We start from the raw sequence: 24,431 nt of genomic DNA on the forward strand, positions 1-24,431 counted from the left end.
AGAAATGAGTTTATGTATTTTTTCTATCAAAAAAAATCCCAATCGTTTCCAATTGGGATTCTAATTTATGAATTGGATCTTAGTATAAATTTGGATATTTTGATGGATTTACTTCATTCATCATACCATACACTTTTTCAAAAATATCTTCTATTGAAGGTTTAGAGAAATAATCACCATCTGTTCCGTAAGCAGGTCGATGTGCTTTTGCTGTTAGCGTTTGAGGTTTGCTGTCTAAATAATTATAACCATCTTGATGCTCAATAATTTGTTGTAAAACATAAGCTGAAGCACCACCAGGAACATCCTCATCAATTACTAAAAGACGATTTGTTTTAGCAATACTTTTTACAACATCTTGATTAATGTCAAACGGAAGCAAAGATTGTAGGTCGATAATCTCGCAATCTATACCTATTTCAAGGAGTTCCTTGGCAGCTTGCTGTACTAATCGCAAAGTAGAACCATAGGAAACGAGTGTAATGTCTGTTCCTTGTTTTAAGGTTTCAACTACTCCAATTGGTGTTTTAAATTCGCCATAGTTTAAAGGCATTTTTTCTTTCAATCGATAACCGTTCAGGCACTCAATGACTAAAGCAGGTTCGTCACATTCTAATAAACTATTATAAAAACCGGCTGCTTGAGTCATGTTTCTAGGAACTAAAACGTGAATTCCTCTAATGGCATTTATAATCATTCCCATAGGAGAACCAGAATGCCAGATGCCTTCTAAACGATGACCACGAGTACGGATAATTAATGGTGCTTTTTGTTTTCCTACGGTTCTATAGCGCAACGTAGCTAAATCATCACTCATGATTTGAATTGCATACAATAAATAATCTAAATATTGAATTTCGGCAATAGGGCGAAGACCTCTTAAAGCCATTCCAATCCCTTGACCTAAAATGGTTGCTTCACGAATTCCTACATCGGCAACGCGGAGTTCTCCGTATTTTTCTTGCATTCCTTCTAAACCTTGATTGACATCACCAATAGCTCCGGCATCCTCACCAAAAATTAATGTTTCAGGATATTTAGTAAAAATCGCATCAAAATTATCGCGCAAAATCATACGTCCATCTGTATCTTCCTTGGCATCTTCAGCATAAATAGGCAAAACTTTTTTGACAGAGAACACATTTAAATCCGTTTCCGAAAATAAGTTGCTGCTAAAATTCTTTTGTGTTTTAGCAGTGTAGGTTTTTATCCAAAGTGACAGTTCAGTTTTGCTATTTTCATTTAGGATTAAACGCAATACTTTTCGTGCTGTCACCAGAATTTCCTTTTTCAAAGGAGATTTGATACTGCTTAAATCAACGATATGTTTTAATATTGCTTCTTTGTTTTTGCTGCTTTCGGCTATTTTTTGTAATAGAGCGACTATTTCTTTTTGCTCTTCAATTATGGGTTCTAAAAATGCATTCCAGGCCGCTTTCTTGCCTTCTAAAACATCTTTTTTGGCTTGTGTATCAATGGCTTCAATTTCTTCAGGAGAAGCAATATTGATAGCAATCATCCATAATCTCATTTGACGGATGCAATCATAGTCTTTTTCCCAGGCCAATCGGTCCGTATTTTTGTAGCGCTCATGAGAACCAGAACTGGAATGTCCTTGCGGTTGTGTCAATTCATTTACGTGTATCAAAACAGGAGTATGATTTTCTCGGGCTATAGTGGCAGCTTTTTCATACGTGGCAATCAGGTCTGCATAATCCCACCCTTTTACTCTTAAAATTTCAAAGCCATTTGTGTTTTTGTCTTTTTGGTATCCTTTTAAAATTTCAGAAATATTTTCTTTTGTGGTTTGATGTCTTGCATGAACAGAAATCCCATATTCATCATCCCAAATACTCATTACCATTGGTACTTGTAAAACACCCGCTGCATTGATAGTTTCAAAAAATAAGCCTTCTGAAGTACTTGCGTTTCCTATGGTGCCCCAGGCAATCTCATTTCCTTGATTAGAAAAATTAGCTGCATTTGGTATTCCGGAGACTTGTCTGTAAATTTTTGATGCTTGAGCCAGTCCTAATAAACGTGGCATTTGTCCGGCAGTTGGGGAAATGTCAGCGCTAGAGTTTTTTTGTTTTGTTAAGTTTTTCCAACTTCCATCTTCATTTAGACTATGGGTAGCAAAGTGACCGCCCATTTGCCTTCCTGCTGACATTGGTTCTTGTTCGATATCATTATGACCATATAATCCGGCAAAAAATTGTTGGATACTAAGTTCACCAATAGCCATCATAAACGTTTGATCCCGATAGTAGCCAGAACGGAAATCTCCATTTTGGAATGCTTTCGCCATTGCCAGTTGTGGTACTTCTTTTCCATCTCCAAAAATCCCAAATTTAGCTTTTCCAGTTAATACTTCCTTACGTCCTAAAAGACTGCATTCTCTGCTTAATATGGCTATTTTATAGTCATTTAATACTTCGATTTTGAAATCTTCAAATGTCAATGTAGTATTGGTTTTTTCTTTTATCATAATTGAAAAGTATAACTTTGAGGTGCAAATTTACTTAAAAAGTAGCTAGATTCATAATTCATTGAAATAAATATAATTAAATTATTGTAATTTATTCTAATAAAAAGTATCTTATTTTTTTAGTATATGTAATTTTAAAATCAATTCACTAAGAATAGTTTAATAATTAATGAGAATCTTATTGGATTAGAACCATTTTCGATTAAAAAGATTGATTAATGTTTTAGGTGAAAAAGTTACGATGAAGCGTATTTTTTCATTGTAATTGTTTTGGGCAATTTCCCATCCATTTGTAGAATAGACCGGAAAATATAATTCAAAATAATCTGTGACTAAATTTAGGCGTATACCACTGTCATAGACAAATCTTTCTTTTACATTTTTATTTTTGATTAAACCAATGTCACCATATACTTCAATCCAGTTCCAGATACTATAACTGGCATTAAAGCTGGTAAGCCATCGATTGGCATAAGGCGTAGCAATTTTTGATTTAAAACCGCCTTCGGCCAATACATATTGTTGACTAAAAATCCCTGTACTTTCAGACCTTCCAAAATAATTGTAATCAAAAAGGTAATCCGTTGGCCGGTCTAATGCGAAGCTGAAAAAATCGGATTGCGTTTTATTATACAAAAAACTTCCCGCATACAACCGTAAATTAATTTGCCGGTTGTTTTCAAAGAGTTTTCGGTATTCAATTTCACCTGTAATTTTTCCGAATTTACCAGAAATTTGTAGATCCGTAGTAAAATTAAAATGGTTGGTAACTTCTGTTTTGGTATTAATATATCTCGCATCAAAAACAGAATAATTTTCGGGGGAGTTGTCAAGTACCAGGATACTTTTTTCTTTATTGACAATTACTTGTCGGAATAAGAAAAGCTGTTTCCTATTATCTCTGAAGTTGGGCTCTCGGATACGCAATTGCACCGTTGGATTTAGTCTAAGATACGCTGCATCCTGTGCATAATGAAAATAGGATCCACTTACTGAATATCGGGCATTATACAGCGTTGTGTTTCTGAAATTTTGGTTGACCACAAAAAATGCTGAACCAGATACGTTATTTGATTTAGTAGAATAAGATGGATTGACATCAAAAACAAAAGGCTTTTCCAGAATGGTTTTGTTATGCAATCTGATGCCGGGAGTTAAACCATCGTATAAATTGTAATATATTGACGGAACATACAGTACTTGATTGTAATAAGGATCCTCTAAGTCTTTCATGAAAACAAACTTTACAGGACGATTATTAGGGAGAAACCCTTCTAATTTCTTCCAGTTATTTCTTAAGTTATATTCTGGAACTTCATTTTTTAGATTTAAAATAATTTTGTCAGCATTATTTCTGGGTATCGTGAAAGTAGTATCGGTTTCATTAATATCCAGCCATTGCTTAAAAACAATTTGACCTTTTTTAGTACCATAAACTGGAATGGGAATAAGAGTTCCAGTTCTGTTTTTAATTGAAAAAGTGATACTGTCTTGGGTTTTTAAGACGCTTGAAAATTTATAATCAATGATGTCTCTTGAATTAATGATTGTATTAAAAAACCAACTGATATCTTTAGTTGTATTTGATTTTAATAAAATTTCAAAATCGGATCTCGATACTTGTTCCAACTGATTTTTTTTATAAAATTGTTGAATACTGGTCTTTACAGCATCATTTAACAAATAATCATCCAGAAACCGAATGCTTAATCCCGCACGGTATTTACTGGCAATTTGTTCATTGAATTTTATTAAAGTGTTCTTTGGATCGCCTAATGGCTGATCCAGATTTTTGCGAGCCATCAACATATAGAAATAACTGTATTGTCCATTAAAGTCAATATTGGTCAGATTGAAACTTTTTAGCAATCGGATGTTTGATGCACTGCCCATCATTTTAGCTTTGGGATGATTTTCATCCATATATTTCATCATCGCATAAACTTGAATACCATCATAAATCCAATTGTCTTTTCTAGGATCCAGATGTAAACTCTTTTTTAAATATTCATTTAAATAGGCTTTTAGAAATTTGATTTCGAAAATAAATTCATCAGAAAAAGGACTTATAAATGAGGGAAGCTGATTCAATCCATAAAACGGATTTTTCTCATAATCCGTTTGGGAAACTACAATTCTTTCGTAAGGATATTTCCCAATCAAATCACTTGCAAAATTCACAATTCGGTCAATTGCAATTGCTTTTTGAATGTTGTCTAATTTGTTGCTTTTCATATCCGTCAGTACTTCAACTGAACTGTTTTTGTAACTCTCAAAATTCAATTTAGGCTCAATGATCAGACTGAAATCAGTTCTGTTATTCCCCCACAATTTGTAGTTTGAAAAGCCATTATTATCAGTTGTTTTCTCACTGTTTAAATCGGATGTTGCTTCTAAAGTAGTGGGTATTTTAAGATCAATTTCAAAGTTAGAAATAGCATTGGCAATATCATCCAGATTATTATTACTATTTTTGATAAAAGCATGGTTTTCATAACGCGCAGGAGTAAGGTACCAGTTTTTAAGGTTTACAGTTCCATTGTTGTGGTAACCAAATTTTGTAAATTTTTCGCTGGGGATTTTAGTAATGTACGAGAGATTTAAATTGATTTTCTGGTTTGGAAGTAGCGGATTTTTTAATTGGACAACTACATAATCAGGATTTTTCTCTGTCCTTTGCCAAGACAAAAACTGCTGAGTGGCATCTGTAATAATTAAATTTATTGTGCTACCACGCTCTTCTTCTTTGGCTAAATGAAATCCTCTATAAAATTCATCCGAAAATCGTTTGGCTAAAGGCGTATTTTTATTGGAAAAGGCATGATTCCAGTCATTCAAAACAATAGATGTCAACGTATCATCGGACTGATTATTAAAAATGATTTCCTGCTTAATATCCAATGTCTTTTTTTCAATATTTAACACTACAGAGATGGTAGAGTGCTGCTGTGCATATTGATTCAATGTAGCTAATAAAAAAAGAATGTAACAGAATATTTTAAGGTATGATTTCAAATTCAGATATTGATTTATTAAAAAAATAAATGTACTTATAATTAGATAGTATTCTTACTAGGGATCTTAAAATAAAACAAAAAAAAGAAGCTGTTTTGAAGCAACTTCTTTTTTTGTTTAAAAATTTGGAGATAAATCGTATTTCTTGTAAAAGGCATTCAGGACGTCAACCACTTCATCTTCTGTATCTACAATTTTAAATAAATTCAAATCTTCGGCATGAACTGTACCTTCTTTTTCCACTAAAACCGTTTTTATCCATTCAATTAATCCTGCCCAAAAGCTGGAACCAACAAGTATAATTGGGAATCGAGCAATTTTTTTGGTTTGTATTAAAGTCATCGCTTCAAATAATTCATCCATCGTTCCAAAACCTCCCGGCATCACTACAAAACCTTGAGAATATTTGACAAACATCACTTTGCGAACAAAGAAATAATCAAAATTAAGGTTTTTATCACTGTCAATATATGGGTTGAAATGTTGCTCAAAAGGCAGTTCAATATTCAATCCTACTGATGTTCCACCACCCAAATGTGCACCTTTGTTTCCTGCCTCCATAATTCCTGGACCACCGCCAGTGATTACACCATAACCGGCCTTACTGATTTTATAGGCAATCTTTTCAGCAAGCAAATAGTAGGGGTCTTCAGGCTTTGTTCTGGCAGAACCAAAAATGGTTACGCACGGACCTATGCGTCCCATGCTCTCATAACCATTAACAAATTCGGCCATGATTTTAAAAATCGCCCAACTATCATTGGTCCTAATTTCGTTCCAAGTCTTTCTTTTCAGTCGGTCTTGGATTACTCTATCTTCGTCGTTATCAAAATCTTCTAATCTCATTTTCAAAAATATATTTTAATTTCTCTTTTTTTTGGAGCTATTTCCTGCTATCCATTTCAATCTTTATTGTTTTAAAGAAAAACAATAAAGGATTTTCATTGCTATCAGGGCTAAGCAAATTTAATACGTTTGCTCTTCAATGGATTTTGTTATTTTAGATATAACTTTACCAGTATGTTCAGTAGTTTTTGATTCTATCAGCATTATTAAACAGTCGTCAGTTGACGAAACTCTGTGGTTTATACCTTTTTTTACCACAAATAAATCTCCTTTTTTCATAGTGAATTTAGGTTCGTTTTCAATTTCCATTAAAAGTTCTCCTTCTACAATGTAAAATAATTCATCTTCATTTTCATGATTATGCCATGGTAAATCTTGGCCTTTGATTTTTGCCACTTTAATAAATTGATCATTAACTTCACCAATTATTTTAGGTGAAAAATAGTTTTCGACACTACTGAACGCTTCTTTTAAATTCATAATTTCCAAAAATTATTTTTTTATTTTTTATGTATACTAAAGTAATTCTTTTTTCAAGAATTGCGCCGTATAGCTTTTCTTATTTTTAATAATTTCTTCCGGAGTTCCTTTGGCAATGAGTTGTCCGCCGCCTTTTCCGCCTTCAGGACCAATATCTATAATATAATCCGCAAGTTTAATCACGTCCATATTGTGTTCGATAATCAAAATCGTATTTCCTTTGTCAACCAGTTTATTGATCACTTCCATCAACACTCGAATGTCTTCAAAATGCAAACCAGTTGTGGGTTCATCCAGAATATAAAACGTGTTCCCAGTATCTTTTTTAGATAATTCTCCCGCCAGCTTAATGCGCTGTGCCTCACCGCCGGAGAGTGTAGTGCTTTGTTGTCCAAGGGTAATATATCCTAATCCAACATCCTGAATAGTTTTTACTTTTCTATAAATCTTCGGAATCATTTCAAAGAACGGAACCGCTTCATCTACTGTCATATTCAACACATCCGAAATGGATTTTCCTTTGTATCGAATCTCCAAAGTTTCTCTGTTAAAACGCTTTCCTTGGCAGGTTTCACATTCTACATATACATCAGGTAAAAAATTCATTTCAATCGTTCGCACTCCAGAACCTTGGCAGGTTTCACAACGTCCGCCTTTGACATTAAAACTAAAACGTCCGGCTTTATATCCCCGAATCAGACTTTCAGAAGTCATCGTAAACAGATTTCTGATTTCGGTAAACACTTCGGTATAAGTTGCAGGATTAGAGCGTGGCGTTCTGCCAATCGGACTTTGGTCAATATCAATCACTTTATCAATATGTTCCAGTCCTTCAATTTTTTTATACGGTTTTGGTTTTTTGACACCATTAAAATAATACGCGTTCAAAATAGGGTAGAGCGTTTCATTAATTAACGTAGATTTACCACTTCCGGAAACTCCAGTCACGCAAATCATTTTGCCCAAAGGCAATTCTATCGAAACATTTTTCAAGTTATTTCCGGTTGCTCCGGTCAGTTTTAGGAATTTCCCATTTCCCTCCCGACGTTTTGCTGGAACCTCAATTTTCATCTTCCCATTGAGATATTGTGCCGTAATGGTATTTGAGGCCATTGTTTCTGTAGGAGTTCCAATGCTAATGATTTCTCCTCCGTATTTTCCTGCTTTTGGTCCAATATCAATTACATAATCTGCACGTTCAATCATGTCTTTATCGTGTTCCACCACAATTACAGAGTTTCCAATATCGCGTAATTGTTCCAGGGAATGAATCAATTTATCATTATCTCTTTGGTGTAAACCAATACTTGGCTCATCCAAGATATATAAAACACCTACAAGTTGCGAACCAATTTGAGTCGCTAATCGAATGCGTTGTGCTTCACCACCCGAAAGTGATTTAGAGCTTCGGCTTAAAGCCAAATAATCCAAGCCTACATTCATTAAGAAGTTCAATCGATCCTTAATCTCTTTGATGACTTCGGTAGCGATGCGTTTTTGTTTGTCGGATAAATGATTTTCTAAGTCATTAAACCAAACCGTTAGATCCGAAATATCCATATCGCACAATTCGGTACTATTCTTTTCATTGATTTTAAAGAACATCGCTTCTTTTTTCAAACGGGAACCGTCACAAACCGGACATTTTATTTCATCCATAAATTCCTTTGCCCAGCGCTTGATTGATGTAGAGCCGCTTTCATCATGTTGGTTTTTTATGAAATGTGAAATCCCTTCAAAATCAATTTTGTATTCTCGGGCAACGCCTAAATCTTTTGAGTTGATGGTGAATTTTTCTTTGCCGCCATTCAAAATCATTTCCATCGCTTCCTGCGGAATGGTTTCTATGGCATCCGTCAATTTGAAACTATATTTTTCGCCTATGATTTCAAGTTGCTTAAAAATCCAAGATGACTTGTATTCGCCCAAAGGCGCAAAACCGCCATTTTTTATGGATAATTTTGGATTTGGAATAATCTTTTTTTGGTTAATTTCATTGACTGTTCCTAAGCCATTGCAATGATCACAAGCGCCTTTTGGGGAATTGAAAGAAAATAAATTGGGTTCGGGATTCTGATAGGAAATTCCAGTAGTAGGACACATCAAATTCCGGCTAAAAAATCGTACTTCATTGGAATCTTGATCCAAAACTATCAAGACGTTCTCCCCATGATGCATGGCTGTATTGATGCTTTCCGACAAACGTTTCTCGTTATCTGGGGTGGCTTCAATCACCATTCGATCCACAACAATTTCGATGTCGTGTGTTTTATAACGGTCTAATTTCATTCCCAAAGTAATATCCAATACATCGCCGTTTACGCGTACTTTAAGAAAACCTTGCTTGGCAATTTGTTGAAAAAGCTCCGCATAATGTCCTTTGCGAGACCGAATAACTGGCGCTAAAATATTGATTCGCTTTCCGGTAAAATCTTGAATAATCAAATCTTTGATTTGCTCATCAGAATAAGAAACCATTTTCTCGCCGGTGTTGTAACTGTATGCATCAGCTGCACGAGCATAAAGCAAACGTAGGAAATCATAAATTTCAGTGATAGTTCCCACGGTGGAACGCGGACTTTTACTGGTCGTTTTTTGTTCAATAGCAATTACAGGAGAAAGTCCGTCAATTTTATCCACATCGGGACGTTCCAAGCCACCAAGAAACTGGCGTGCATAAGCCGAAAAAGTTTCTACATAACGGCGTTGCCCTTCGGCATAAATAGTATCAAAAGCTAAGGAGGATTTTCCAGAACCTGAGAGACCGGTAATTACAACCAGTTTTTCCCGAGGAATAGAAACATCTATATTTTTTAAGTTGTGAACGCGAGCGCCTTGAACTTCGATGGTATTGTCTTTGTCTAACATAATTTTTCGCAGATTCCGAATTTTTCGGAAACAAAGTTACTATTTTGATTTATTCTTTCGATAGAACACTTTAGAAGTTTGTGTTAAAAGTAATTACGAAATTATTCTATCGTCATCGATTTTAGTTTAGTTCTGTAAGCCTCAAGCGCAATAGATTTAGAAATAAAACCATAATATTTGTCGTTTTTGAGTACTGGCAAAAAGGCTACTTTAGATTTTTCAAATTTATTCATGACGGTTTCCATACTGTCATCCGGAGTGACTGTTTCCAAAGGTTTTATCATAATATCTTTGACCAAAGTATATTTAACTCTATAGGTATTGAATATTATTTCCCGAATAGTATTAAAATGAACCATTCCTAGAAGTTGATTTTCTGGATCTACTACAGCAAAAATTACTTGATTAGAATGTGATATCAAATCTACTAATTTTTCTAAATTTTCATTTGGCGTGACCGTTAAAAAATCCGTTTGAATAATAGAATTTGTTTCTAATGTGGAAAGAACATTAGTGTCTTTATTGCTGGTAAATGCATGTCCTTTTTGAATAAGATTTTTTACATCCATAGAATGTTTTTCAAAACGCTTTGAAATAGCAAAACTGATAGAAGAAACAATCATAAGTGGAATCATTAAATTATAACCTCCTGTAATTTCAGCAATTAAGAAAATCGCAGTCAATGGCGCATGAAACAAGCCACTCAATATTCCGGCCATGCCAACCAAAGTGAAATTGCTGATAGGAAGTTTCGTTAATCCGGTTAAATTTAAAAATTTAGCAAAGAAAAAACCAACATAAGACCCCAGAAATAGGGAAGGTGCAAAATTACCTCCATTACCACCACTACTCAAGGTTATTCCTGTAGCAAAAACCTTTATCATCATGGTGCAACCTACAAACAATAAAAGCGCCCAACTATTATTTCTAAAACTACTGAATAAAGTGTTCTCCAATAATTTTCCGGGATCATTTTCGGATAATGTTTTGATACTTTCATATCCTTCTCCAAAAAGTGTTGGAAAAATAAAAATAAGAATGGCCAAAATAGAAGAACCAAATAAGGCTTTTTTATAAGGCGATAATTTAAGTCTGGCAAAAAAATGTTCTACCCTTTGAAAGTTACGGGAATAATAAACGGAAACAAACCCGGTAAACAAGCCTAAAAGTACGTAAAAAAAAAGGTTGTGATAATCAAAACTTTGCTGTTGCTTAAAGGACAGTAAGATGGCTTCGTCCAAGGCAATGACGGATACTAATGCGCCTGTTGCCGCTGCAATCATAATGGGTGTAAATGCCGCAATACTCACATCAACTAATAACACTTCAATAGCAAATAAAACCCCAGCAATTGGCGCATTAAAAGCAGCGGCAATACCTGCGGCAACACCACAACCGATTAGAAGCGTTCGGTCTTTATAACTCAGTTTATATTTTTGGGCATAATTAGACCCAAAAGCAGCTCCTGTAATAACAATAGGGCTCTCCAGACCTGCAGACCCTCCTAATCCAACTGTTAGTGAGCTGGTAACAATTTGGGAATACATTTGTTTTTTTGGAATAATACTTGCTTTTTTGGCAACAGCATATAAAATTTGCGAAGTTCCTTTTTGTATGGTTCCTCCCAAAACTCTTTTGACTACAAAAACAGTAAGCAGAATACCAATTATAGGCAAGATACTATTAAGAAAACCTAATTTTAATATTCCACTGACATACGTGGCAAAAGAAAAAACCCAATGGGCAAAAGTTTTTAAAACGATTACGGCAAATGCAGAAGAGATACCAACTAAAACAGCAGATAAAAATATAAACTGTTTTGGAGTCAATAAAGACTGTGCTATGGCAATTATTACTTCTAATTTGGTGATCAACTTTTTGAACATTATATTTTTTTTAAAGGGGATGCAAAACTACTATTATTTTAATCCTAACAAATGTTTTTTAAAGCTTCTTTTGTGCTTAAGGGGTTTAAATTACAATTTGCGACAAACTGCTGCACAGCTTTTGGATCTATTTTGTGTAAAAGCGTTTTCTAAGGCGAGTGCAAAATTCATAAAAAAGTAAATTTGTCATCATTCCGAGCACAATCAACGGACTAAAAACCAACCGCTGTATCGTCACCTCTAAAATCAGCACCACCCTCTAATTTTTTAGTTGGTAAAACCAAAATCGCATCTACTTTTCCTATTACAGGTGTTGTTTTTTCATTGATGATGTATCCTCGGGACTTTAAGGTTTCAAAAGTTTTAGCATCGAAAGTATTAGGCTCAAAAGTGATTAAATCCGGTAACCATTGATGATGAAAACGAGGTGCGTTTACTGCTTGTTGCATGCTGAAATTATACTCAGAAACATTTAAAATCGTTTGCAATACGGATGTAATAATTGTCGAGCCTCCGGGAGAACCCACAACCATGAATAATTTGCCGTTTCTCTCCACAATTGTTGGCGTCATGGAACTCAGCATTCGTTTTTGTGGCGCAATACTATTAGCTTCATTTCCTACCAATCCAAACATATTAGGCACACCTGGTTTAGCACTGAAATCATCCATTTCGTTGTTGAGGAAAAATCCCAATTCATCACAATAGTATTTAGACCCGTAACCGTCGTTTAATGTTGTTGTTGCCGAAACAGCATTCCCAAACTGATCTACAATAGAATAATGAGTAGTTTCTGTACTCTCATTATAATTTACTTTTCCTTCTTTTATATCCGATGATAAGGTGGCTTTTTCAAAACTAAAATTCGACATTCTTTGTTTCAAATACGCATCTGCCATTAAGGCTTTTAAAGGAATTTTTACAAAATCAGGATCGCCCAGATAATAACTTCTGTCTGCGTAAGCCCTTCTTTCGGCTTCAACAATAACTTGAATGGCTTCGGTTGAGTTATGTCCCATTTTAGCCAGGTCGAAAGGCGCTATCATTTTGAATATTTCAGCGAGACATATTCCGCCACTGCTGGGTGGAGGCATCGAGATTATCTTTAAATCCTTGTAATCAAAAGTGAGTGGCGTCCTCCATTTGGCTTCGTATTGAGCCAGATCTTCTAAGGTGATGATAGCTCCTTTTTCTTGAAGGTATTTCACTAATATTTCAGCAGTTTTCCCTTTGTAAAATTCAGCTCTGCCATTTTTTGAAATCCTTTTCAACGTAGCTGCCAGCGCAGGATATTGTATTACATCATTTTCTTTGAAAGCAGTTGCAAATAACGTTTTGTTCCCATTTACTTTTATAATTCTATCTCGATAAGCAGCTAGTCGGTCTTCTTGTTTTTTGGTAACAATAACCCCTTTTTCGGCTAATGCAATTACAGGTTTCAGGATGTCTGCAATCGGTAATGAACCTAGTTTTTCATGAACTGCAAAAACACCGGCAATTGTTCCAGGAACTCCAATAGCCAGCGGAGACTCAGTACTTTTTCCTTTTATGACATTTCCTTTTTCGTCCAGAAACATGTTTTTCGTGGCTGCTATCGGCGCTTTTTCACGGTAATCTAACGAACCAATTTCACCGTTCGCTTTTCGGTACACCATAAAACCGCCACCGCCAAGATTTCCTGCAAAAGGGTAGGCTACTGCCAAAGCCAATTCGGTTGCCACCATCGCATCAAAAGCATTACCCCCTTTTCGCATGATTTCAACTCCAATTTTGGAAGCTTCTACCCGTGCCGAAACGACCATTGCTTTATCAGCAACCAATCCTGTGGGCTGAACCATTATATTTTGGGTTTTACACCCAATAGAAAGCATACATAGTAGAATACTAATTTTTTTCATTTGAATGTATAAATTTAAAAACCAACGGCTTTATTATCACCTCTTTTGTCTGCTCCACCTTCTAATTTTCCATTTGGCAAAACCAAAATTGCATCAACTTCACCAATGATTTCTTTGTTTTTTTCATTGATGAAATAGCTTTTTTTCTTCAGATTATTCAATAATTCTGTATCGAATGAATTGGGTTCAAAAGTAATTTCATCTGGTAACCATTGATGGTGAAAACGTGGGGCGTTTACCGCTTCTTGCATGCTCATATCAAATTCATACACATTTAATATCGTTTGTAACACCGATGTGATAATGGTGGAGCCTCCCGGCGTACCTACAACCATAAAAAGTGTACCGTTTTTTTCGACAATCGTGGGTGTCATGGAACTTAACATTCTTTTTCCGGGAGCAATACTGTTGGCTTCACTTCCAGTGAGTCCGTATAAGTTGGGAACACCCGGTTTGGCACTGAAATCATCCATTTGATTATTCAAAAAGAAACCCAATTCGTCGCAATATATTTTGGAACCATAGTTATCATTTAAAGTAGTTGTTGCTGAAACTGCATTCCCAGCGGCATCAACAATAGAGTAATGTGTGGTTTGGTTGCTTTCATATCCCTTTATTGCTCCGTGGGCAATATCCGAAGATTTAGAAGCTTTATCAAATGAAAAATCAGCCATTCTTTTTTCTAAATAGGATGGACTTACTAATTCTTTTACCGGAAGTTTTACAAAATCAGGATCACCCAAGAAATAATTCCTGTCCGCATAGGCTCTTCGTTCTGCTTCAGTAATGACTTGAATCGTTTTTAGGCTGTTGTGTCCCATTTGCGAGAGGTTGAAGGGCTCAATCATTTTCATGATTTGATTCAAACAAATTCCACCACTGCTGGGAGGCGACATCGAGGTGATTTTTAAATTTTTATATTGAAAAGTAATTGGAGTTCGCCACTTGGCTTTATAACTATTAAAATCTTCAATGGTGGTATTTCCACCTTTTTCAGCAAGAAAAGCAACTAACTTTTGAGCAGTTTCTCCTTTGTAAAATTCATCTCGTCCGTTTTTAGCAATTCGTTTTAATGTTGCTGCCAAAGCGATGTATTTTATAGTATCATTTTCTTTATATACTTTAGAAAACAAACTGTTCTTACCATTACTATTTATAAAGGAGGCTCTGTGATACGCCAAACTTTCGGCTTGAAATTTAGTGACAATAACACCTCTTTCTGCCAAAGCAATTACAGGTTTGAGAATTTCACTGATGGGTAAAGAGCCATATTTTTTGTGTACTTCAAATATTCCTGCAATGGTACCCGGAATTCCAGATGCCAAAGCAGTCGCAGTACTTTTTCCTTCAATTACATTTCCTTTTTTGTCTAGAAACATATCTTTAGATGCTGCCAAAGGTGCTTTTTCTCTGTAATCGATAGCGCCTGTTTCACCATTGGCTTTTCTGAAAACCATGAAACCGCCACCACCAATATTTCCCGCCTGAGGATGTGAAACCGCCAAAGCCAGTTCCATGGCAACCATAGCATCAAAAGCATTACCGCCTTTTTTCATGATTTCAACTCCAATTTGCGACGCTTCTTCACGAGCGGAAACGACCATCGCTTTAGAAGTCACTAAACCTGTTGGTTCGACTGTTTTTTCATTTGATTTGCAACCTAAAACGGCAAAGGCAAGTAGGAATAGTATTTTTTTCATTGTATAATATATTTTGGTTTTAGGTGTATTGTTTTGGTTGTTTTATATTGTAATACTTTAAATGGTTTGACCACATAGAGACATAGAATTTTAGTTTGTGTGTAAAAAAACTTCGCTTAAAATTAGATTGTTACATAATTTTATCCTGATTTTAAAATACGACATTATACCATGGTTATTACTTATGTTTGAAAATTATTTTCTAATCTGTCTCTACAAAAAACAAACTTATGTTTCTATGTGGTAAAAAAAATCATTAATCAATTCTTTTTTGTTTTGCAAAAGCGTTCAATTCTTCAAAGAATTCCGTGAACTCCTTTTCAAATTCCGAATAAAATTCTGAAAGCTCATTGGTAGCAAACCGCATTTTAGATTCATTTTTGGTGCGATGGTCCATTTGAGTCAAAATATGCTCAATTCCTTCAACTGTTTGATAACTCACCAGCCAATTTTCTTTCATCATGGTAGGCATTAGTCCTTTGGTTCGTTCTGACAACATCTCATAATTATAATACAAGGATTGGTAAAATCGTATCACAAAGTCCTCTAGTTTTTCATCGGAATACTTCGTCCAGTTTTTAGCCAAAAAATGGTCGTAAAAAACATCAACAATTACACCTGCATAATGATGATAATGCTCATGCAGGCGTTTGGTACTTTTTCTAAAAACAAGATGTGCATCAGTAAAAGTGTCAATGGCACGATGCAGAACAATTCCTTTTTGAATTTCTAAAGGAAAGCTTTCAAAATGTTTTCCCCGAATTCCATCGGCCATGAAATTGCCAATTTTGATTAAATCATTATCACCGGAAAGATAGATGTGTGCTAGAAAATTCATTCGCCTAATTTAGGAATTTAAATGGTTAATTTTGAATTCTAAATGACTTTTATAAAGCGTCAATTATTATATTTGTGAGCAATTTAAAATTTATAATTCAAAATTTAAAATAATTAATCAATGACTTTAATAAAATCAATATCGGGAATACGTGGGACAATAGGAGGTAAAGTAGGAGATAACCTGACACCTGTTGATGCGGTTAAATTTGCCGCGGCGTACGGAACTTGGTTAAAAAAATATATCGGGAAGGAAAAAATCACTGTTGTTGTAGGTCGTGACGCCCGTATTTCGGGACCAATGATTCACAATTTGGTGGTAAATACTTTAATTGGTTTAGGAATTGACGTGATTGATTTAGGTCTATCAACAACCCCAACGGTTGAAGTTGCTGTTCCGTTAGAAAAAGCTGAAGGTGGCATTATCCTTACCGCTTCTCACAATCCAAAAGAATGGAATGCCTTGAAATTATTGAATGAAAAAGGAGAATTCCTGAATGGAGAAGAAGGCTTGAAAATTCTTGAAATTGCTGAAGCGGAAGCTTTCGATTTCTCAGATGTGGATAATTTGGGAGAAATTATGATTAACGACGCCTACATGGATATTCATATTGATGAAGTGTTGAATTTACCTTTGGTAGATGTTGATGCAGTAAAAGCAGCTAAATTTAAAGTGGTTGTGGATGGTGTAAATTCTTCTGGAGGAATTATTATTCCAAGATTATTGGAATTAATGGGCGTTGAAGTAGTCGAATTATACTGTGAACCAAATGGTCATTTTCCTCATAATCCCGAACCGTTGAAAGAACATTTGACCGATATTTCAGAATTGGTTGTCAAAGAAAAAGCAGATTTAGGAATCGTGGTAGATCCTGATGTGGATCGTTTGGCTTTCATTTGTGAAGACGGAGAGATGTTTGGTGAAGAATATACTTTGGTGGCTTGCGCCGATTATGTATTGAGTAAAACACCAGGAAATACGGTTTCGAATATGTCGTCTTCCCGTGCGTTGCGTGATGTAACTAATTTGCATAACGGAAGCTATGAAGCCAGTGCGGTGGGTGAGGTAAATGTAGTCGAGTTGATGAAAAAGAATAATGCTGTAATAGGTGGTGAAGGAAATGGCGGAATCATTTATCCGGAACTGCATTACGGTCGTGATAGTTTAGTGGGAGTAGCGCTGTTTTTAACGCATTTGGCTAACAAAAAAATGACAGTTTCGGCTTTGCGTGCTTCGTATCCGGAATATTATATGAGCAAAAACAAAATCGAATTGACGCCACAAATTGATGTAGATGCGATTCTTGTTGCCATGACGGAAAAATACAAAAACGAAGATAGTACAACCATTGACGGTGTAAAAATTGACTTTGCTGAAAATTGGGTTCACCTAAGAAAATCGAATACGGAGCCTATAATTCGTATTTATACCGAAGCAGCTTCGCAGGAAAAAGCAGATGCTTTGGCACTTAGAATCATTGACGAAATAAAAACAGTGGCTGGATTGTAATTCCGCATTTTATATATAAAAAAACCTTTCAAATGCTATTTTGAAAGGGTTTTGTCTTTATGATACTGTACAAAATGAAATTAAAAATTTACTCTGAAACTTATATTTGGCGTTAAGCCAAGTGACTTATTGTCTACTTGAATGGCATCATTAGTATCATTTGGATTGACTTTGTAATAGCGATTGATGACATTGTCCTGATTGGAAGCATTGATTACACCGGCTGTAAACGAAGCTTTAATTGATTCAGACAGGTTGAAATTATACTGTAAGGAAGCGTCTAAACGCATGAAATTATCTAAATTTTCATTGTTGGGGGAATCGTAGTTGACCATTGTGGCATTTCCGTCTTGTATGGTTTCATTTCCTGGAATGGGTTTTGTGTACGGTTGCCCGTTTCGCCATACTCCACCAACAGATACTTTTAGATTTTTGATTATATCATAATAAAACCCAATAGAAAAAGAATGTCTTATATCCGCATTATTAGGAAAAATAGAAGGCGTAAAAACAGCAAATTCATAATCGTTTATGCTATAGGTGTAACTGAACCAAGCACTATATTTAAGAGCTGTTTTATTGGCTAGAAACTCAATTCCTTTTGCTGTATAGCTGCCGTTGGCATTAATAAACTGAAAACTATTATAGAAACCTTGATTAGAAGCCGTTATGCCCTCTACCAATTTATAAAATCCAGTAAGCTCAATATTTAATTTTTTTTGGTTGAATTCTATTCCAAAAGAGCTTTGTTTACTTGTTGCAATCGGGATATCTTGATTGTTTACTAAAACCCAACGTCTTTTTTCAACACCAAGAAAATCATCTTCAAAATCAATTATTTGTGCAGTAGTTTGATTTTTAAATTCTCCTTCTAGTTTCAGAGCAAAAGTAGTTGATAATTTTTGTCGGATATTTATTCTTGGTTCAATCAAAAATTTATTAAATTTTTGAAAATAATTTATACGCATACCAACTCTTAAATAAGTGTTTGCATTGTTGTATTCCGCTTCCGAAAATAGGGAATGATTTAACAAAACATCTTTTTTAGTTCGTTTATATGACGGAGCGCTAACGGTAGTTTCGTTTAACATTCCTGTTTCATTAAACTGGTACCCGGATAAAAGGCTTAGGTGCTTATTTACTTTATAATGGGTATTTAGTTTCACGCCAGTTTCCAGAACTTCATTGGTTTCTGTGAGTCGTTGGTCAGTTTCTATCCTATAATCAGTGGCGTCGATATTGTATTTTGAAAAATAGGTAATCAGGTTGGTACTCCATTTTGAGGTCCATTGTGCTTTCCAGTTTCCGCCGTAACCAATATTATTTTGAGAAAGTGTACTTGCTTTTGTTTCAGTATTGTTCGTATTAGCGTTGCTCTCAGAATAGGCCAAAGCATTATTTATTCCAATAATATTGGCTCTAAACTGATGTTTTTCATTTAAATCAAAAAGTAATTTGGCGGTAAAATCGTAAAAGTAAAAATCAGAATTAGTATTCTTGTCTGAGCTATCGGCATTGATTTCGCTGTCCTGAAAACTTCTTTCAAAATAATTAGTATAAGTTGGTGTATTGAAAAGATCTGTGATAGAACGGCGTCCTGAGAGGTGAAGTTCCAGATCCTTAGCTAACGGAATGGCAAGAAAAGCATCGGCACTGATGAGATTGACACCGGCTCCACCGGAAAATTTGTTCGTCACTACGTCTTTGGTTTGCATGTTTATGGTGCTGGAAACTCCATCACTGTACTCCGCACTCGTTCCGTTTTTGCTGACAGTCACTTTTTCGGTAAGATTTGGATTATAGGCAGAAATCAATCCGAAGAAATGACCGGAATGGTACATTTTGATATTATCCCAAATGACCAGGTTCTGATCGTTAGTACCACCACGAACATTGATGTTTGCAATGCTTTCATTGGTACTTTCAATTCCGGGAAGTATTTGTATGGATTGTAAAATATCAGGTTCAATAAGTCCAGGAAGAATCCCGAAATTTTTTGTGTTTAAAACGGTACTGCCGTCTAAAAACTTTTGCAAACCAGGTGTCAAATATACATTAATTAACACTTGGTTCAGCGTTTCGCTTTTTGCTGTAAGAGTGATTTCCAGACAATTAGTACCGGATAAAAACAGTTCTTTTGCAGGGATCTCTTTAATTTCATATCCTAAATACGAGAGCGTAATTGTTGAATTCAGAGGTATATTTTGTAATTTAAAGATGCCGTTTTCAGTTGTAACGGTGCTTCTGGAAGTATTCTTTACCAGTACGGAAGCACCGGAAAGTGGCCTCTTATTTTCCTGGTCAAAGACAGTTCCGCAAACAGCTATCGTTTTATTGATAACCGAAACGGTAATGTACCGCTTGTCTAAAACTTTAAAATTCAGTACTGTTTTAGCATTAAGATAATCTATAACCTGAGGTAATGTGAGTGTAGTTTCAGGTTTTTCTATTGAAACAGCGACTACATCTTCTACAGCATACGAAAATTTAATATTAAATTGTTTCTCTATAGAAAGGATAAGAGCCGTTAGTGGAATTTTTTTTGGAGAATTTTGTCCGTAACACAAGCTTCCAAAACAAAGTAATAGCAAAATCAGCCCTTTATTTTTCATCATAATTATAAAATATAACGGTTTTGCCTTCCATTTTATAACTTAATTTAAGCGGAATTGTAATCGCCTGAAGGGCTATATTTTGATCTTTATGTGTAAAACTACCTGTAAATAATTTAGTTGTATCCAGATTTTGTGTTTTAATTTTTAGATCATATTGACGCTCCAGTTCTGCAATAACCTGATTAAAAGGAACACGATCAAAACTAGATTCTTCTTGAATCCACGAAGGGTTTTTTGTATTTAAGTCTTGAACTCCTTCTCTGGCATCATTTATAATTCGGAATGTTTTGCCAGGAGGCAATTTAACGATTTGATTTTTGTAGGACACGCTAACTAAGCCTTCATAGCAATTTACTTCAAAATATTTGTTCCGTTTTTTTACATTAAATTGTGTTCCTAAGACAGTAATAATTCCGGCATCTGTTCGCACACTAAAAGTTTTTCCTTTTTTGACTTTAAAAAAGGCTTCTCCGTCTAAAGTTAAATTTCTTTGATCATCCCATTTTTTGTCGTTAAAAGTTATTTTTGAATCAGAATTTAAGATTACTTCAGAATCATCAGGAAGGTTAAAGGTTTTTGTTTGTGCTATTTGGGTCTCAAATGTCTGAATGTTATTAAAAAACAAAAAATAAGACGACGTCAATAAAACCACTAAAACTGCAGCTACTTTAAACCCTGTTTTAAAATTTAGGGTTCTGACTTTTGTTTCCTTTTTAGACTGATTTCTAGCTGTAAATGCTGCAAAAGCTTCCTGAGCATCTACTTGTGGAGCTTCCATTTTAGAGGCATAATAAGCAATTTTATCAAGTGTTTGCAAGCTATCAGATTGTTTTAAATCCTCAATTTCTGTACTTGAAAGCGCATCGTCTAACCATTTTAATATTTCTTTTTCGTTTTTCATTTTAATATCGCTATGTTTATTAGACAACTAACTTTTAAATTACCCTACGGTAAAATGGTTATTTATAGGTTTTCTATCTGGGATTTTAAAAGTTGCAGTGCTGCCGACATTCTTTTTTCTACGGTTTTTTGAGAAATGTCGAGTATTTCAGCTATTTCTCGGTACTTTTTGCCATCGATTCGATTCATCAAAAATACTTCTCGTTGCGCTTCACTTAAGGATGCAATTGCTTTAGTAAGTTTTTGTTTGAATTCTTCTTCTTCAAATAAATATTCTGGATTTTGATTATTGGTGTCTAAATTTGGTGTTTCTTTCGCATACTGCAATACTACTTTGTGGTGTTTTATAGTATTTAGAAATAAATTTGATATCGTTGTAAATAAATAAGTTTTTACTTTACTGAAATCAATTTTGGCACAATTCTCCCAAATTTTAGTAAAAGCATCTTGAACTAAATCTAAAGCAGTATCAGTATTACCACATTTATAATAGGCAAAATTAGTTGCTGATTGTACTTGCTTTAAGTAAAAGTCTCTAAAGTGTTTTTCTTCGCAAAGTGTACTCTTTTGGTCGTCCATTTAAAAGGGATTCATTTTTTGTAGATTGTAAATGTAATTTTTTTTTCAAAAAGCAGTCAGGTTAATTCGAATTGATTTTTACTTAAAAAAAATATAAAATCGTATAGCACTGTTATATAGTTATTTATGAATTTTTTAATAAAAATTTATATTTTTTTTAAAAATAAAATAGGGTAAAACGGAACGTAGTTGTCTTACTAAAAGAAAGGCGTCAAAAACAGCGCCTCTACAAACAAAAATATATTAAATTTGAACGTTATGAAAAAATTAAAAACGATTACTGGAATAGCATTAATGACTCTATTCGGATTTGCATCTTGTCAAAGTGAAGTGGATAACGAGCAAGGACAAAATCCAAATACAAATGCGGCAAACTCAACTACAGCAAACAATCTGAAACGTACCTCTATGTATGACGGATCATCGGATGATTTTTTAGACGGCACCTCTTGTTCTTCTATTATCCTGCCAGCTTCAGCTAGAGTAAATGGAACGCAAGTTACTCTTTTTAGCCAAGTCAATTATCAACAAGTCATTTCTATCCTTGGACAGTATAATAATGATCAGGATTCTGTAGTATTACAATTTCCTTTAAAAGTTAAATTAAGTAATTATACAGAGGTTAATGTAAGTAACCAAACAGAGTATAATGCTATAATTAATGCTTGTTCCTCCGCACAATCATCTGGTCAGAATGCTATTTCGTCAGTAAATATTAGTTTTCCAATTACTATTTTGACCTATAATTTAAGTGTTCAACAAACGGGAAGCGTTGTTATCACATCCGAACAGCAATTATATACGTATATGACTAATATTAGTAGTACGGAATTGTTTTCAGTAAATTATCCAATGTCAGTTACAACCAGTGATGGTTCAAAAACTACAATTTCTAGTGATGCAGAATTGCAAGCTACTATTGTGGCGTCTCTTAAAACAGAAGCAACTAAAGACGAAGCAGCTCAAAATTCAAAAAAATTAGAAACCATTATGGTAAACGGCAAATTCAAAGTAGAATCATTTGTAAGTTCTGGAGTAAATTCAGCAACTAATTACAAAGATTTTACAATAGATTTTGCAAATGATTGGAGTGTAAAAGCGGTAAATAATTTAAATTCAACTGTAAATGGTACGTACGCTGTAAGCTCACAAATAGAAGTCTTTCTTAAATTAAATTTTACAAGTAACGCTTCTTTTAGCTTATTGAATAATGATTGGAAAGTAACTTCTTTTAATGCAACAACGATATCATTACAAAGTTCAACTAATGCAGCGGCGACATTAGTTTTGAAACAAATATAAATTAGACTTTTAAGTTGGGTTTAATTTTTTTAATTTCTCAAAAAACAGTTGTCTTTTTAGGCAGCTGTTTTTTAATAATAAACTTTAATATAAATAGATAATAATGAAAAAAGTACTTGTAATCCTGTGCGTAGGTTTTGCCTTATTGGTATCCTGTTCAAAAGAAAATGATGTAACAGAAGAAATTGAGACTGTTGATCCCATTACTAATAAACAGTCCACAGGTAGTTCTGCAAACGATTTATTATCAGATAAAAAGTTTAAAAGTATGGTTATTGAAGTGGTTTATGTTGCTGGTTTTCAGCCAACCAGTATAGCAATAAATAATTTTGTAGCTTTTCTGGAAGCACGAACACATAAGCCCAATGGGATTAATATTGTATTGAGATCGATCCCGTCACCAGGGACTTCTCCGTATACCAATGAGGAAATTGTAGCAATTGAAGAAACAAACCGAACAAAATACAATACCTCAAATGAAATTGCCGTTTGGGCCTTTTTTGCAGATGGAGAATCAGCTAGAAATACAAGCAGCGGAGTTGTTTTAGGAACGGCGTATAGAAATACTTCATTTGTTATTTATGAACAAACAATTCATGGGTTAAGCAACAGCACTTTTAAACCCAGCAGAAGCGTATTAGAAACAACTATCATCACCCACGAATTTGGACATATTTTTGGCTTAACAAACTTAGGAACGGCAATGCAAAGCAACCATGAAGATGGGGAACACCCAAAGCATTGTAATGTAAAAACGTGTTTAATGTTTTGGTCTGCAGAAACAGGCAGTGGTATTGGAGAGATGGTCTCAGGAGGTACAGCACCACAATTAGATGCACAATGTATTGCAGATCTTAGAGCGAACGGGGGAAAATAATAGAATACATTAAAAAACACTTATCGATGAAAAAACAAAAATTAATACTCGTAATGCTTTTTGGTATGACCCTCGCTGTGAATGCCCAAAACAAATCGAATAATAAATCCTTTGGAGGAATAAAAGGAGGGTATAGTTTATCCTCAGTACAATTTGACGGAAATGCTGAAACAGCTCAACGTCATAGCTTTCATGTGGGGGTTTATGGAGAGTCGTTTATAAGCAATAGTTTTTCTGTTCAGCCAGAATTGTTGTATTCCCAACAAGGATATATAATTACGAATAGTAGCGGGACATTTACACAAAAGCTAAATTATATCAACCTGCCATTGATGCTTAAAGCCTATCCTTCTAGAAATTTCTTTTTAGAAGTGGGGCCTCAAATTGGATTGGCTATTTCTCATAGAGAGGAGTTTAACAGTGGGTTTAGTTTATTTGATACCAATCAAGAATTTGAACCTAATAATTTTGACTGGGGAGTCAATTTTGGAGCAGGTTTTAAAACGGATTCCGGAATAAGTTTAGGAGTACGCTATCACTTAGGCAAGGGCGATATCTATGAGGAAGGAAAAGCACAAAATCGAGTACTGCAGTTTTCGTTAGGATTTGATTTATAATTAAAAAAAAACA

16 protein-coding genes are annotated in these 24,431 nt (G+C 34.7%); 4 read left to right on the forward strand and 12 right to left on the reverse strand.

Annotated features, from left to right (window positions below):
- Window positions 1–79 precede the first annotated feature (79 nt).
- The 9 genes from EKM01_RS04825 to EKM01_RS04865 all read right to left on the reverse strand — a co-directional run bounded on the left by EKM01_RS04825 (window position 80) and on the right by EKM01_RS04865 (window position 16,019).
- Window positions 80–2,488, reverse strand: a complete 2,409-nt coding sequence (locus EKM01_RS04825) for a thiamine pyrophosphate-dependent enzyme (RefSeq protein ID WP_126459843.1) — start codon at window positions 2,486–2,488, stop codon at window positions 80–82.
- A gap of 186 nt (window positions 2,489–2,674) precedes the next feature.
- Window positions 2,675–5,422: an aminopeptidase gene (locus tag EKM01_RS04830; protein WP_126767431.1), complete on the reverse strand. Its 2,748-nt coding sequence runs from the start codon at window positions 5,420–5,422 to the stop codon at window positions 2,675–2,677.
- 198 nt (window positions 5,423–5,620) lie between these two features.
- Window positions 5,621–6,349 (reverse strand): TIGR00730 family Rossman fold protein, encoded by a 729-nt coding sequence (locus EKM01_RS04835; protein WP_126459840.1) that lies wholly within the window; start codon window positions 6,347–6,349, stop codon window positions 5,621–5,623.
- A gap of 120 nt (window positions 6,350–6,469) precedes the next feature.
- Window positions 6,470–6,829: a cupin domain-containing protein gene (locus EKM01_RS04840; RefSeq protein WP_126459837.1), complete on the reverse strand. Its 360-nt coding sequence runs from the start codon at window positions 6,827–6,829 to the stop codon at window positions 6,470–6,472.
- A gap of 36 nt (window positions 6,830–6,865) precedes the next feature.
- On the reverse strand, window positions 6,866–9,697 hold the full coding sequence (gene uvrA / locus EKM01_RS04845) for an excinuclease ABC subunit UvrA (RefSeq protein ID WP_126767144.1): 2,832 nt from the start codon (window positions 9,695–9,697) through the stop codon (window positions 6,866–6,868).
- A 101-nt stretch (window positions 9,698–9,798) separates the two neighbouring features.
- On the reverse strand, window positions 9,799–11,583 hold the full coding sequence (locus tag EKM01_RS04850) for a chloride channel protein (protein WP_126454883.1): 1,785 nt from the start codon (window positions 11,581–11,583) through the stop codon (window positions 9,799–9,801).
- 212 nt (window positions 11,584–11,795) lie between these two features.
- Window positions 11,796–13,481, reverse strand: a complete 1,686-nt coding sequence (gene ggt, locus EKM01_RS04855; RefSeq protein ID WP_126459831.1) for a gamma-glutamyltransferase — start codon at window positions 13,479–13,481, stop codon at window positions 11,796–11,798.
- A 14-nt stretch (window positions 13,482–13,495) separates the two neighbouring features.
- Window positions 13,496–15,181, reverse strand: a complete 1,686-nt coding sequence (gene ggt, locus EKM01_RS04860) for a gamma-glutamyltransferase (RefSeq protein ID WP_126767147.1) — start codon at window positions 15,179–15,181, stop codon at window positions 13,496–13,498.
- Between the two features lie 256 nt (window positions 15,182–15,437).
- On the reverse strand, window positions 15,438–16,019 hold the full coding sequence (locus tag EKM01_RS04865) for an ACP phosphodiesterase (protein WP_126459824.1): 582 nt from the start codon (window positions 16,017–16,019) through the stop codon (window positions 15,438–15,440).
- Between the two features lie 120 nt (window positions 16,020–16,139).
- Between EKM01_RS04865 and glmM the strand changes: the two genes are divergently transcribed.
- On the forward strand, window positions 16,140–17,528 hold the full coding sequence (glmM, locus tag EKM01_RS04870) for a phosphoglucosamine mutase (RefSeq protein WP_126767149.1): 1,389 nt from the start codon (window positions 16,140–16,142) through the stop codon (window positions 17,526–17,528).
- Window positions 17,529–17,608: 80 nt separating this feature from the next.
- Here the strand turns inward: glmM and EKM01_RS04875 are convergent, their stop codons facing one another.
- From EKM01_RS04875 to EKM01_RS04885, 3 genes are all read right to left on the reverse strand, one after another.
- Window positions 17,609–20,143 (reverse strand): TonB-dependent receptor, encoded by a 2,535-nt coding sequence (locus EKM01_RS04875; protein ID WP_126767152.1) that lies wholly within the window; start codon window positions 20,141–20,143, stop codon window positions 17,609–17,611.
- Complete coding sequence (locus EKM01_RS04880) at window positions 20,130–21,044, reverse strand: FecR family protein (protein WP_126767155.1); 915 nt, start codon at window positions 21,042–21,044, stop codon at window positions 20,130–20,132. The genes EKM01_RS04875 and EKM01_RS04880 overlap by 14 nt, the downstream gene beginning before the upstream one ends.
- A gap of 62 nt (window positions 21,045–21,106) precedes the next feature.
- Window positions 21,107–21,622 carry an RNA polymerase sigma factor gene (locus EKM01_RS04885; RefSeq protein WP_126459810.1) on the reverse strand — a complete coding sequence of 172 codons (516 nt, stop codon included), beginning with the start codon at window positions 21,620–21,622 and terminating at the stop codon, window positions 21,107–21,109.
- Between the two features lie 258 nt (window positions 21,623–21,880).
- Here EKM01_RS04885 and EKM01_RS04890 point away from each other — a divergent pair, with 258 nt between their 5' ends.
- The 3 genes from EKM01_RS04890 to EKM01_RS04900 all read left to right on the forward strand — a co-directional run bounded on the left by EKM01_RS04890 (window position 21,881) and on the right by EKM01_RS04900 (window position 24,418).
- A complete protein-coding gene (locus EKM01_RS04890; protein WP_126454903.1) occupies window positions 21,881–22,924 on the forward strand; it encodes a hypothetical protein in 1,044 nt (347 codons plus the stop codon).
- Between the two features lie 103 nt (window positions 22,925–23,027).
- Window positions 23,028–23,801 (forward strand): membrane metalloprotease, encoded by a 774-nt coding sequence (locus EKM01_RS04895; protein WP_126767158.1) that lies wholly within the window; start codon window positions 23,028–23,030, stop codon window positions 23,799–23,801.
- Between the two features lie 26 nt (window positions 23,802–23,827).
- Complete coding sequence (locus tag EKM01_RS04900; protein WP_126767161.1) at window positions 23,828–24,418, forward strand: porin family protein; 591 nt, start codon at window positions 23,828–23,830, stop codon at window positions 24,416–24,418.
- Window positions 24,419–24,431: the final 13 nt, after the last annotated feature.

Origin of the sequence: Flavobacterium sp. RSP46, from assembly GCF_003984825.1 — a bacterium.
GTDB lineage: Bacteria > Bacteroidota > Bacteroidia > Flavobacteriales > Flavobacteriaceae > Flavobacterium.